Origin of the sequence: Nostoc sp. DedQUE09 (assembly GCF_034530915.1) — a bacterium.
Taxonomy (GTDB): Bacteria; Cyanobacteriota; Cyanobacteriia; order Cyanobacteriales; family Nostocaceae; genus Nostoc.
Window position 1 is genome coordinate 1 of the sequence record NZ_JAVRCE010000047.1, and the last position, 13,305, is coordinate 13,305.

Genomic DNA, 13,305 nt, shown 5'->3' on the forward strand with positions numbered 1-13,305 from the left:
ATCTCGATTTTAATCGCTTGCCTAAATTTTATCCAATTACAATATCTTTGGAGGCAATTAAATACAGCAAAAGCTTCAATTAATCTTTAAGAGGAGTGTGTATTGTTTTTTGTAAATTTTTTATTGCTGAAAAACTTCGTTACACAGAAATATTCAGCGATCGCATTCATGCCAGTCAATTCTTGTCGGTTGAGGAAGGGACAAAAGCAAAGCAAGCACCTTTAAACCTTATCCTAACCTCAATCTACAGTTCAAAATACTATCCCTTGTAGCATTGTCATCCTATTGATTTGAGGAGTTCTTCGAGACGATTGAGAGTCTCGCCCAGTCCTTCCTTGATGCCAGATTGGAGATGCCCATCCCGTTGCTCTTTAGACTAGTGTTAGATGTAGATATGCAGCGTCGTTTTGCCGTACTACAAAATTTTTTTAATTTCCCACACCCGAACCTGCAACCCCACACTCTTTCATCCAGGAATACCAGGGATTTACGCTTTACAAGTGTGCCATTCATTCTTCTAGCTTTCACACCCGATGCCCTTGCTGTTATGGAGTGTAGGTAGTTGACTGCGGTTAAGATTGTGCTTTCTTATTGTGATTACTGCTATGCCTTTCACAGCTTTCACCAGTTTATAAAGTTATGTAATTTTTTGCATTATTTATAGCTAGCAAGTTGATAGCTGCTATAGAAGCAGTTTGTGGCTGACTACAACATAGCCAGAAAAAATCAATTTATGACGACTGCTTAGTAGAAAAATTGAACAATACAATGTTTCATAATCAATGCAAAAAAAACTCAAGCTATTTGTTATCTGCGGATTGCTAGCATTAATGTCTGGCACTTCGGTTTTGTATAAATCCTTTGCCAAAAATCAAGCTTTACAGGCGAGCGCCAATCAACCACAAACACTAATAGCTCAAGCAAACAGTACCACACCACCACAGTCAGCAATGACAGGATGGTTAGGTTTTGCAACTACAGCTAACAAAAACGGTACATTTTTGCGTTTGCTGCCTGTGAATGCGGATGCCCAGGTTGCACTTTTCTCAGATGCATGGGATCAAGTCAAACCCGGTACATCTTTAGTTGGTCTGGCTGGAGGAATCAAACAACAGGTAAGATTTCGCCGTTCTCAAGAAGAACCTTTTGGTTGTAAAGATAATAAAACGAAAATGGCAACGTTTACCGCAGCTAAACGTTTTCCAGAAGGGCCTGTTTGGCTTTTACCCGTGAACCTAGCCAGAGAAGCAAAATCGTTTACTTTGCAAGCGTTGAATTTATCTGAAGTTCCTACGAGCGTATTACCTGTAAACAAACGCAAACCATCAGTTGCACGCGCTTGGAAGGCTGGGGGAGCAACTGTTGTGATGCAGAAACAAAGTAATGACCAAGTGCGCTTAAGTATATTAATCAATTCTCGGATAGCTTACAATGCAGTGGAGAAAAAGTTATATTTTGAAGGTGGCAACCCTGAACCTGTTAAATTTCCTAAATTTGACGGTACACCAGGAATACCTTTCCCAATTGGTGCTTTTCAGGCTAACGCTAAATCAGCACCCATGATTGTATTTTGGCAACCTGGTTATGAAGGTCAAGCTTACAGCATCGTTGCATCAGTGAAGGGCAAAATGCAAGAAGTAGATGGAAGCACAATCTATTTCTGCGGTTTCTAGGAAAATATTCATAAATTACGCCATGTGCGACTTTCTCTCAAATCTTACGAACTCTATTCCCAGATTTCCTTACTTAGTTAGCACCCCATCACCAGCAACCATATCTTGAGTCCCACCAAGGAAGAAGCTAAAAGTCGCGGATGTCGTCTTTGATACGTTGGCTGATGCTGACCTCTAAAGTTTGTAATGCCAACTTCAAAATTATTCGTTTTTTGCGTAAATTACGAAACTTGAGGTGAATAGTATTATATAACGGTATTTACTATGGATAAACCGGAGACAACACTAAAAGTCTCCTATATAATTTACTTCTATCAAAAACTGTTCTAGCTTTCGTCTAGGGCAGTTTTATATTGCACAGTAGAAGCCAGATTCACAACTTGCACACAATGGTGAATCATCTGCCTGTTGTGAGTAATCGAAGCTTCTAGAGAAATATTGCGCTATATTGCATATTCCAAGCGGGTCCAGTATAGACATCCCTTTCACCAATCCACCTATTGTCCCCAATAGAAAATTTACTCTCAGTTCAAAGCGAGTTTTTCAAGCTATAAGCTGTTTTTTCTGGGTTTCCCGAAAACGGAAAAACTAAGATACTTTTAATTTTTGGGTTATCAACTAATTCTTTTAAACGCCCAAGCTGCCGATCTGTAATTGCAACTCCAGCATATTTTTGAGCGTAATTTAATTCTTCAACAAAATTACTATCATTATAAGCTTGAATAAATACACGATCTACACCCCATTTTTCCCAGTCAGCCGCAAAATATTTTTTAGCCCAATATGGGTTATGATGGCAAATATCAAAACTCACCGATTTATTAGCTTTTTTCATAGAAGTTACCATCTGTTGCACAAATCGGGTTAAATTTTCAGTCCGGTCAACTTTCCCAGGTAATTCAGCATAATAACCTAAATAATCATCCCATTGAACTGCATCGATATTTGGATATTTCTTGACAAACTCTACTAATATATTTTTAAAAAGATTAGCAATTTCAGGAATTTCCACATCCAGTACATAATGATCAATTCCAGAGTAGGTTTTATCCACTCCTGGAACAATCCATTTACGATTAATTGCTAAATCAAAAATCGGGCTATTCTTATCTATTTTAATTCCCTTCTCGAAGTAAGCATGAACTTGCATCCCTTGCTTATGTGCTTCATCTATTAACCAATTTAACCATTGGTCTTGAAACTGGTTTGGACAACTTTTATACCCAAAGCTTTGCTGCATAACTTCACTATTATACATCGTACAACCATTGCCCCAAACACCGTGAATAATTGTATTAATTCCTTGAGAACGATAGTAACGAACTCTTTCACGAATCGTTTGTTCGTCAGCATTATTGGTAACTTGATAGCGAGTTAAATAAATTCCTCTAATTACTTTCTTTTCCCAAAGCGTTTGAGGCAATTGGATTTTTTCTTTTAGGATTACTTTTGGGAATTTTTTATTGTCGTTAGGAGATGATATTGGAGTAATTTTTACAGAACCTGACGGAGCTATAGAAGCAGTTGGAGTAATAGTTGGAGAGCTAATTATCGCAGGGTTAAAAATATGTATATTTATCTTCTTACTATTATCTAAAAACTTGCTTATTTCTAAATATCCTCTCTGACTAAACCACCAATAACCACCTCCTAAGATAATTAGGATTATAGAGATCGGAATATTTGAGCATCCACATCCGCTTGGCTCTTTCTTTTGACTCGGCATCTAAAACTCCAATTTAGTTTTTGACAATATACCCCTGACTGTCTTATCGGTATATAAGAATAGATTTGAAAGCTTGAATCCTAGCAAAATCGTTAATCGATAAGCTTAAATATACTGATTAGACAGCCAGGGGTGCAATTAGTCTTGTGTGACTTCATCTTGAAATAGGTTAACTATACTTGCCCCTCAAGAATTTGAGTCAATTCACGACGGCTGCGATTTGCTTCTGACCAAAAAGCTACACCAAATATAATCAGTATCAACATAGGCATTCCTACAAATAGTGCAGCCATATAATTAGGCATAGCCCCTGTTAACGCTATAGGAATGACTGCACCATACCAGAGTAAAAACCAGAATCCTAAAAATGCCATCACAAAAGGATGTATCCTCATTTGTACATGAATCAAGGTTTGGTGAGATTCTACTTCAAAGCGTCCTCGAATCACTGGTAAAAACGAGTTCCGGTAGTGAATTATGCGACTGATTTGAAACCCTGATTCCGAAATGCTTCCTTGATAAAGGAGGTGTTTCTTAGATAATCTAAATGCTTTTGTCGGTTCAACTTGTGCATTCAGCCGTTCCAGAACTATAGGCAGGGCATCAGGTGTCAAAATCGTAAAGCTATCGTCGGGTAATACTTTCATCTTGATTGAGGTTGCTGACTAACAATAAAACCTCGATAATTTGTAATATGAATCCTTTTAGTTTATTTAACACAGACTCTTGTTTTAAGTTTTCCCTCAGCAGTAGCTTTTCTAACACAAAAGCTTCCAAACCGAATCTTCACACCAGATTTCCTATCAATGCCACACATCAGTAGGACTTTCGGCAATACTCGTGAGAATCGATTGGGGAAGCGATGGACTAAGTTTATCGATTTTTGTAGCTTGGCGTTGCTCAAATCCTTTGCCAGGAATGGTAGTAGGTTTGTGTGATTGAATATGGAGATTTATAGCAGGGTTAAGAATTTGAGGGGTGAAGAGAGAGCGATCGCTCTTGGGTTTTCCTCTGTACAAGACGCTACTCGCGTTCGCTTGAAAAATTTGAAGTTACGAACCACATTCATAGGTTTTGGCAATTTGGCATCACAAGTCTGTGAATTGCGGTTTAAATAAGATATCGACAGAACAGACACAAATCGCCAGTTGTTGACCCAACGCTGTAGAACTCAGCAGCCAATTCACAGTATTCGGTTATCACTTCACCACAACTGGCTAGAAATCCACTAGAAAATAAATAGTAAATCTGCTCCCGGCGTACTCGCCTACTGTAAGGATTCAGGTGGCAGAGTATTGACAAAGGGAACACTTGAGGGGGAGTATCACAAATATGAACCAAAACCTGCCGTACTGTTTTAGACTGAGAAAGCTTGAACCAGTTATCGAAGGAAGAACTGGTAGAGATAATTATTGAGCAGAGTCAGGTAATACGTGAATTACAGAAAACAATATTAGCACTACACCAAGAAGTAGAACGTTTAAAAGTCAGCAGAGATTTAGATAGCACGAATTCATCGAAACCCCGATCAGGAGATATCCTGAAAAAAAGCGAAACCAAAAAATCACCCCAACAAGAAGAATCAAATCAGCAGAAAAAGAAACCAGGAGGACAACCAGGACATCAAGGCAAAACCCGCAAGGGCTTTGGCAGAATAGATCGTTCGTTATGAAATCCTGCGACCTAGTAATTGTGTCTGTTGTGGTCAGAAAGAGTTTACGGCTGTGGCAGTAAAAGTAGAAAAACAATCTGTAGCGCAACTAGTAGAACGTCCAATTGAAATAGTTGAATATCAACGTCACACCTGCGTATGTGAGTGCTGTGGAAATGTACAAATAGCCACTTGGCCAGAAGATATTATCCCAGGACAAGATTTAGGGATAAGATTACAGGCGTTTTTAGGATGGGCAAATAATTATGCACATCTGCCCTATGAAAAACAACCAAGTTATGCTCTGGGAACTTGGGCCAATGGTTTCAGACTTTTGAATGTGCCAGTTACAACGATTGGGTCTATAAATTCAAAACTAAGTTGCATTCCTCAATTGCTCAATGGATTGATAAGGCAGGAGCTACCGCAGGCCAGCTTTTACGTTCTTTACGCGACAAGGCTCATCAATGGTGGTATTTCCTGGATAATCCTGAAGTCCCTCCTGATAATAATCAGGCCGAACGAGAGTCCTTCGGACACGCTTGGCGAACGCTGCGTTTAGCTGTCACTAAACGCAAGGTTAGTGGTGGTTCCCGTTCGATGGAGCGGTTTCAACACACTGCTAATTTGCTGACTGTGGTACAAACTTGTCGCCGTCAAGCTAGGTCTGTCATTGATTTTTTTGCACAGGCTCTAATTGCTGAGTCTAATAATTCTCTGTCTCGCCCTTCTTTACTTCCTCAATATTAGACCTGAATCCTTACCATATTATTAATTTATTTTATAGTAACAAAGCTTATTTACTAAAGCTTACGGATGACAGCAAATACTAAATATTGATGATTTGAAACCACATCTATACGTAGAGGCAATTTCTGAATTGCCTCTAACAAAATTCAAACAGGTATACAGTGTAAGCGTTTTATTGATTTGAAATGGGTGGTTTACTTAGACCGTGTTCTACTAATTCCTAGCAAGTTAATTCCAGGTTTACCAAAAATAAGTTTTTTATTAATTAATTCTTAATCAAAAAATGTATACAAGCCTACCTATTATAAGTTTTACAATATATTGATTTATATCCAAAATTGGCTCAATCATTAGACTGATAGTTCAGAAATTAAATCACAAATTATCTTTCTCTTAACTATTTCTTAATTAGAAAATATTATTAATGTTAATCATAGACATCTAAATGTCAAAAAATGGCAAATACAGTGGCTATCGAAGTTAGTAATCTCTCGAAGACTTTTAAAGGTAAGACAGCGCTTAAAAACTTATCCTGCACAATTAATGGGGGAGAACTGGTTGCGCTTATAGGTGCATCTGGCTCAGGCAAATCTACTCTGTTACGGCATATTAATGGCTTGCACATTGGAGATGGGGGAACAGTTTATATTTTTGGTTCAGTCTTACAGAGTAGCGGGAAACTCCACTCTAAAATTAGGTCTTTACGAAGCCAGATAGGTTGTATATTTCAACAGTTTAATTTAGTCAATCGGCTAACAGTTATCGAAAATGTTCTCATTGGTAACTTAGCAAGATTGTCTATTTTTCGTTCAATATTACATTTATTTACCAAAGAAGAGAAAATTCAAGCTCTTGCTGCATTAGAGCGGGTAGGAATTCTTGAACACGCTTATAAACGGGCATCTATGCTTTCTGGAGGGCAACAACAACGAGTTGCGATCGCTCGTTGTTTAGTGCAAGGAGCGAAAATCATCCTCGCAGACGAACCAATCGCCTCTCTAGATCCTGAATCGGCGCGTAAAGTCATGGAATTGCTGGTGCAGCTAAATCGCCAAAGCGGAATTACTGTAGTCGCTTCCTTACATCAGGTTCAAATGGTGCGTACTTACTTTGATCGAGCGATCGCTCTCAAAGATGGAGAAGTGATGTTTGATGGCGCAACCACAGAGATGAATGATCACAAGCTCAATGAACTTTATGGCACAGCTGCTGAAGAACTCATTATGAGAGGACACGGAGAACTGGTAGTTTAACCCCAAAATACAGAATTTTTACTTACATCTCACAACTAAATTTATGGACAGAAGGTTATTTATTCAGCAGACTTCTTTGTTTACTATAACTTTGGCAAGTGCCAAGATACTTTCAGCTTGTACTTCTAATGCTGATAAGAGTACCGCAGCGATTAAAGAAATTAACTTTGGTGTTCTATCTACAGAATCTCAAGCTAATCAAAAACCAATTTGGGAACCTTTTGCTGCTGCTATGTCTCAGCAAATTGGGATTACCATTAAACCCTTCTATGTTACACAGTATGCAGCAGTCATAGAAGCTATGCGCTTTGGTAAAGTTCAGGCAGCTTGGTTAGGTGGTAAATCTTATATTGAAGCAGTAAAAATTGCTGATGCAGAAGCTTTTGCTCAAGTTGTGAGTGCAGATGGCGGTAGAGGCTACTATTCTCATTTAATTACCAATAAAGATAATCCTATCACTGCGGAAGCTATAGCAGCAGGTGGTGATAAATATGTGATTCAAAATGCCGCTAAACTCACCTTTGCTTTTAATGATCCTAATTCTACCTCTGGGTTTTTAGTTCCTAGTTACTATATTTTTACTAAAAATAATATTGACCCTAAGAAAGGTTTTAAACGCTTGATTTTTGCTGGTAATCATGAAGCTTGCGCTCTAGCTGTAGCTAATAAGCAAGTAGATGTAGCTACTGTCAGTAATGAAGCATTAAGCCGTTTAGAAAATACCAATCCTAAAGCTAGACAGAAGATTGAAATTATTTGGAAATCACCTATAATTCCCAGCGACCCGATTGTTTATCGTCGGGATTTACCAAATGATATTAAAAAGAAGTTGCAAAACTTTTTCTACAACTACAAAGATGCTCAAGTTTTAGGGCAATTTAAAATTTCTGGTTTTGTACAGGCTGAAGATAAAAATTGGGATACAATTCGAGAACTAGAAATTGCTAAAAAAATCCAAGAAACTCAAGCTAAAGAAAATCTCAGTGAGCAAGAAAAGCAGCAAACGATAGCAGAACTAAATCAGCAACTCAAAGAAATTCAATAAAATTAGAGCTATAGGGAGAAAAAAGTGCGCCCACAAAATCAGATAATTACTTACGCATCTCCTAATGTAGTAGCAATGTTAGAAAAAGAAGCAAAGCTTGTAACTAGCCAAAAAGTTTTGTTTCTTTTAGTCAGTACTGCTGTATTGATTTTTGCCTATACTCAAAGCGAGTTAAATTTCTTTGTACTTCTGCAACGGGGAGACAACATGGTGGAATATATCCGTTCATATTTTCCGCCAGACTTTAGCGATTTGAATTATTATTTCTCAGAAACCCTAGTTACGATATCAATGGGAATTTGGGGAACTTTAATGGCTGCGATCGCAGCTGTTCCTTTATCTATCCTAGCATCTAATAATATTTGTCCAATATGGGTTGTTCAACCAATACGTCGCCTATTAGATGCTATGCGGGCGATTAACGAAATCGTCTTTGCGCTAATCTTTGTAGTTGCTGTTGGATTAGGGCCATTTGCTGGAGTTTTGGCATTATTTATTCATACTGCTGGTATTCTGGGTAAACTTTTCTCAGAAGCAGTAGAATCAATTGAGTCAGGCCCGGTAGAAGGAATTAGAGCTACTGGTGCAAGTCAGATTCAAGAAGTAATTTATGGAGTAATTCCCCAAGTAATGCCTTTGTGGACTTCTTTCATTCTCTACAGATTTGAGTCAAATGTCCGTTCTGCTTCTGTGTTAGGAATTGTCGGGGCTGGTGGTATTGGCGTTTCACTATATCAGAGTTTTGGTTCATTTGAATACCAAAAAGCCTGTACAATTCTCATTATTTTGATTGTTACTACTGGTGTTATTGATTTACTCTCTGCCAAGGTGAGAGAGTGGTTAGTTTAGTATGACGGTTGACGGTTAAAATCCTTGCTCGGCATTGATAATATTTTGTCCTCCCAAATTATTCCTCTATTTGAAGTCACGGTAGGAGTTCAGCCAAGGCGATCGCTCTCTACCCTGACTGAGCTGAAACAGGAAGTAGGCTTACCAGGAGGCGGTGGTTGGCCAGATAGCGAAGGTTATTCCTGGACTTTGCATGTTGACAAACATCGTCTGACCATCGGGAGAGAAGCAGACCCCAGCGAACTCTGATGTATTGAGGGCATTCTTGGCAAACTTGTAAAGACCGCCACTGGAAGTGATGCCCAGAATGTAATCCGTTCCATCCCCATCTTCACAAAGGAAGATGTCGCGGTTGGGGAAAACTATAATATTGTCTGGATTATCTAGTACACCAGAATTGTTTGGTTCAATATATAGCTCAACGGTATTATTAGCGGGCGAATAACGCCATATCTGCCCATCTCCAGAACTACCTCCACTCTTGCAAGTGAAGTAGACATAACCACTGCCATAAAAGATGCCTTCCCCACCTGAAAACCTGGCCGCACCACTGTTATACCCTGCTGTTCTGACAGTATCAGATGTGGGATCAGGATTGCTAATCTGTACCCAGTTTACCGCCCTAGGCGTATTTTTTGGGAAACCCGTAGCTGTGTTGATTCCAGACGACCCCGTAATCCTTAAAGCGTATAGCGAACCGCCAGCACTCAGGTTGTTGCTTTGGTTGGGAATGAAGCGGTAGAAAAGCCCGTCCCCCCGGTCTTCCGTCATGTAGATATACCCTGTGTTGGGGTCTACAGCAGCAGCCTCGTGATTAAAACGCCCCATAGCGGTTAGTGGGACGGGAGTGACAAAAGTATTTGCACTACTGGGAACTTCAAACACATAACCATGCTTCTTGCCGTTATTGTTTTCAAAAGTTTCCTCGCAGGTTAACCATGACCCTGAAGGCGTAGGGCCACCGGCACAGTTGCGAATAGTTCCCGCTAGAACACCCCGATGTTCTACCAAGTTGCGGGAAGAATTAACAACCAATTTAGTACAGCCGCCTCTTGCATTTGAGTTGTACTTGCTGCCATTGGGAGCGCCCACACCGTTGCCAGAAGTACCAAGTTCATGATTGCGAATTAGAATTGTATCGCCATTAGACCCGGCAAAAGCACCCATACCATCGTGACCACCCGGTACTAAATAACCATCATTCATCGTTTGGCCTGTTTCGGACAGTCTGCGGTAGGTGAATCCAGCTGGCAAATCTAATACTCCGTTGGGGTCGGTCACTAAATTGCCGTAGGGGCCCGCAGCGATCGCAGGTTTAGCATAGAACGCTTGTAAAGGAGATAGAAGGACAGCACCTGTAGCCGATGCCCCTGCCAGGGTAAAAAACTGACGTCTCGATAGATTCAATGTATATTTCCTAATGTTTTGAATGAAGCTTAATTTGTTGCAAATAGACAGCCTTAATTATCTACGATGAGCAGGGTTTTTAAAATTAATAATCGGTTAAAAAAAGATTATCAAAAACATTAAAATAATGTAGAAAAAATACAAATTTCTAAGTTGCATGAATAACCCGATTAAAATTAGGATTTTCAGAGATTGAAAACTTAGCAAAAATATAACTGCTTGTTAATAGCATTAAAATCTTATTTAGCAAAGATAATCCATCCGTAAATGCTATTTTTAATATTTAACCTAATATCAATAAATTCTGAAATTTGAAGTTGAATATTAAAGGTCTAATAGGATGTTTTTTAAGTATTATGAACCAATAAATTGAAACTTTATAAGTTGTTTCAAGATTAAGCGAATTATGACTATATAAATCATGGATTCGCTAATTTAAAATAAAAGTTCATCATCTTGACTTAAGCTACAGTACACGTTCCATCACTGCAAGCAGTAAGTCACCAGTCATCAGTTAACCGCTAAGTCATTTTCAAAAAATAATTCCATGCGATCGCCCCGCAGTCGAGTTACCCCATATTCAATAACATTACCTGTTTCATCGACGTTCACTGACTCCGCCAAAAGAATGGGTTGATTGAGCGGTATTTGTAGCCACTTAGCATCTTGAGGCTGGACTAGACGAGCAGAAACGCAGGTACTACGACGGATATGATCGCATCCATACACTTGTTGTAAAAACTGAGATATTGATTGCTGTTCTTGTAAAATCTTGATATTTTTCGGTTCTAAAAAATCAGGGAATCGCTTAAGGGGAAAATACCCAGTACCCATACTTATAGGTTCTTCATCTGCAAAACTTAAACGTTCAATTAACGCTACCGACTCACCATAAGAAATTTCTAATCCTTTAGCGATCGCATCATCCGCAGGTACTTCTAAAACACGTAGCACTTGAAACCTCACTTGCCAACCCTGTGCTTTCAGCGTTTGGTTGTAACGCACTCGCTTACCAATAGCATAGCGGATGGTTTTAGCCGCTACAAAAGTTCCGCGTCCTCGATCAACTCGCAACAATCCCTCGTTTTTTAGGAGAGCGATCGCTTGTCTGAGGGTATGGCGATTAACTGCAAACTGTTCTGCTAACTTCGTTTCCGTCGGTAGTTGTTCCCCAATCTGATAAACCCCTTGATGAATATTTTGTCGCAGTTGGTCAGCAATCTGGACATAAATTGGCATTATTTCCTTCATGTATCAATTTTAGATTGTCAATTTGTCAGAATTGCGTTAATCTACTTTCATCTAGATGTCTAGACAAGTTAAGAATAGTTTAAAACAAAATACCACAAACCAACTTATGCCTACTGTGAGCCAGCGACAAGCATGGATGGCAACATTAGCTAAAGCCGAGTTAGAGCTATTAGAAAAACTGGTAAACACATTAGATAATTTGCCCAACTATAGCTTTTTACGCTGCCCAGAAATTGGTCTAACAATGGTGCGGGGACGTGCTGGGGGTACAGGAGAGCCATTTAACTTAGGAGAAATTACCATGACTCGCTGTGTTGTGCAGTTAGAGAGCCAAGGAGATGAAGCAATCACTGGATTTGGTTATGTCGCGGGGCGATCGCACCGTCATGCAGAACTAGTTGCTGTTTGTGATGCGTTACTACAAACCCCAAATTGGCACGATCAGATTCAGGCTAAAGTAATTCAACCCTTGCAAGTAGAATACCAAAAACAGCAGGAACTCAAGCAGCGTCAAGCAGCAGCCACTAAGGTCAATTTCTTCACAATGGTGAGGGGGGAAGGGTGAATCAATTAAAAATTAAAAATTAAAAAATTGGATTATTGATTAATGTCAAATATAGTTACACATTTACCTGGGTTTCAAGACTCAATTCATGATGCCCAAAGGACATTTCGGGCGTTGCTTGATGCTAATGCTCGACCAGGGACACCTTATTGGATAACTGCTGAGATGAGCGTGCCTTTGGGTTTAACGCCTGCTTGTGGGGCTGCTTGTTTGACATTGCTGGATTTGGATGTTGTGGTATGGCTACAGCCGAGTTTTACAGATCAAGTAAGAGCTTGGTTGTTGTTCCATACTGGCTGTCGGTTTACGCAGTACCCAGAAGAAGCTGACTTTGCCTTAATTCAAGATTTGGCAGGGTTGGAAGAATTATCTATTTTTAGCTGGGGTACAGGAGAAAAGCCTGAAGCCTCAACAACATTATTGGTACAGGTGGAAAGTTTTGAGATGGGACAACCTGTGATGTTGACGGGGCCAGGAATTTTAGACCAGCAAACAATCGGCCCGACACTTCCCGTCCATTTTTGGGATTTCTGGATGCAGAATCATCAAGCCTATCCACAAGGTGTAGATGTATTTTTATTTACACAATATGCAGTAATTGGACTACCACGCACCGCTAAACCAGAGGTTTACTATGAATCTTGAGATTCGCATTGCTACCCGTGAGGATTGGCCTCTATTGAATCAGCTTTATGCTGACATGGATGGTGAGCCACCCTTACCAAGCAATGATGTAGAAAGAATATTGACAGAAATCACACAAGTTCCTAATTATTACATCTATATTGCTTTTTTAAATCAGCAACTTGTAGGTACTTTCAGCCTCCTCTATGCGCCAACAATGATGCACCGAGGCTATCACAAATTTGCTGTTCTAGATGCAGTGACAGTTATTTCTCAAATGCGAGGAGAGGGGATTGGTAGCCAAATGGTAAAAGCCGCGCTCCAATTTAGTGCTGAGGCTGGGTGTTATAAAGTCATGCTCTCTTCTAATTTGAAACGCGATCGCGCCCATCAATTCTATCAATCACTGGGATTCGAGCAACATGGCTGGAGTTTTAAATGCTTAGTCCAACCAAGCCAGTAAAGCAAAAATTGCGGAGGATAAAAATATAAATATGGAAACCTGAAAACT

General features: G+C 39.6%; 12 protein-coding genes and 1 pseudogene. 8 read left to right on the top strand and 5 right to left on the bottom strand.

All coding sequences use genetic code 11. From position 1 onward, the window contains the following. Positions 1 to 782: 782 nt before the first annotated feature. Complete coding sequence (locus tag RMY27_RS24635; RefSeq protein WP_322667507.1) at positions 783 to 1,673, top strand: hypothetical protein; 891 nt, start codon at positions 783 to 785, stop codon at positions 1,671 to 1,673. Between the two features lie 529 nt (positions 1,674 to 2,202). Here the strand turns inward: RMY27_RS24635 and RMY27_RS24640 are convergent. The 3 genes from RMY27_RS24640 to RMY27_RS24650 form a co-directional block, all read right to left on the bottom strand. Beyond that, on the bottom strand, positions 2,203 to 3,399 hold the full coding sequence (locus tag RMY27_RS24640; RefSeq protein ID WP_322667508.1) for a family 10 glycosylhydrolase: 1,197 nt from the start codon (positions 3,397 to 3,399) through the stop codon (positions 2,203 to 2,205). Between the two features lie 173 nt (positions 3,400 to 3,572). Next, entirely contained in the window at positions 3,573 to 4,046 is a 474-nt protein-coding gene (locus RMY27_RS24645) for a hypothetical protein (protein WP_322667509.1), read from the bottom strand. Between the two features lie 156 nt (positions 4,047 to 4,202). After that, positions 4,203 to 4,418: a hypothetical protein gene (locus RMY27_RS24650; RefSeq protein ID WP_322661330.1), complete on the bottom strand. Its 216-nt coding sequence runs from the start codon at positions 4,416 to 4,418 to the stop codon at positions 4,203 to 4,205. A 313-nt stretch (positions 4,419 to 4,731) separates the two neighbouring features. Between RMY27_RS24650 and RMY27_RS24655 the strand changes: the two are divergent. The 4 genes and pseudogenes from RMY27_RS24655 (at position 4,732) to phnE (ending at position 8,947) form a co-directional block, all read left to right on the top strand. Next, positions 4,732 to 5,800, top strand: a pseudogene (locus tag RMY27_RS24655) (IS66 family transposase). A 455-nt stretch (positions 5,801 to 6,255) separates the two neighbouring features. Continuing rightward, positions 6,256 to 7,053, top strand: a complete 798-nt coding sequence (phnC, locus tag RMY27_RS24660) for a phosphonate ABC transporter ATP-binding protein (protein ID WP_322667510.1) — start codon at positions 6,256 to 6,258, stop codon at positions 7,051 to 7,053. A 43-nt stretch (positions 7,054 to 7,096) separates the two neighbouring features. Continuing rightward, positions 7,097 to 8,098 carry a phosphonate ABC transporter substrate-binding protein gene (gene phnD / locus RMY27_RS24665; RefSeq protein WP_322667511.1) on the top strand — a complete coding sequence of 334 codons (1,002 nt, stop codon included), beginning with the start codon at positions 7,097 to 7,099 and terminating at the stop codon, positions 8,096 to 8,098. Positions 8,099 to 8,173: 75 nt separating this feature from the next. Next, the gene (gene phnE / locus RMY27_RS24670) at positions 8,174 to 8,947 is read left to right on the top strand and encodes a phosphonate ABC transporter, permease protein PhnE (RefSeq protein WP_322667557.1); all 774 of its coding nucleotides are present in this window, start codon (positions 8,174 to 8,176) and stop codon (positions 8,945 to 8,947) included. A gap of 141 nt (positions 8,948 to 9,088) precedes the next feature. Here phnE and RMY27_RS24675 read toward each other — a convergent pair whose 3' ends face one another. Then, positions 9,089 to 10,354, bottom strand: coding sequence for an alkaline phosphatase PhoX (locus RMY27_RS24675; RefSeq protein WP_322667512.1), 1,266 nt, complete (start codon positions 10,352 to 10,354; stop codon positions 9,089 to 9,091). A 510-nt stretch (positions 10,355 to 10,864) separates the two neighbouring features. Continuing rightward, entirely contained in the window at positions 10,865 to 11,605 is a 741-nt protein-coding gene (phnF, locus tag RMY27_RS24680; RefSeq protein ID WP_322667513.1) for a phosphonate metabolism transcriptional regulator PhnF, read from the bottom strand. Between the two features lie 106 nt (positions 11,606 to 11,711). On the opposite strand from phnF, the gene phnG reads away from it, so the two are divergent. The 3 genes from phnG to RMY27_RS24695 are packed head-to-tail and all read left to right on the top strand — an operon-like array spanning position 11,712 to position 13,257. Continuing rightward, positions 11,712 to 12,170, top strand: a complete 459-nt coding sequence (gene phnG, locus RMY27_RS24685; protein ID WP_322667558.1) for a phosphonate C-P lyase system protein PhnG — start codon at positions 11,712 to 11,714, stop codon at positions 12,168 to 12,170. A gap of 42 nt (positions 12,171 to 12,212) precedes the next feature. Further along, entirely contained in the window at positions 12,213 to 12,815 is a 603-nt protein-coding gene (phnH, locus tag RMY27_RS24690; protein WP_322667514.1) for a phosphonate C-P lyase system protein PhnH, read from the top strand. Beyond that, positions 12,805 to 13,257 carry a GNAT family N-acetyltransferase gene (locus RMY27_RS24695; RefSeq protein WP_322667515.1) on the top strand — a complete coding sequence of 151 codons (453 nt, stop codon included), beginning with the start codon at positions 12,805 to 12,807 and terminating at the stop codon, positions 13,255 to 13,257. The genes phnH and RMY27_RS24695 overlap by 11 nt, the downstream gene beginning before the upstream one ends. Positions 13,258 to 13,305: the final 48 nt, after the last annotated feature.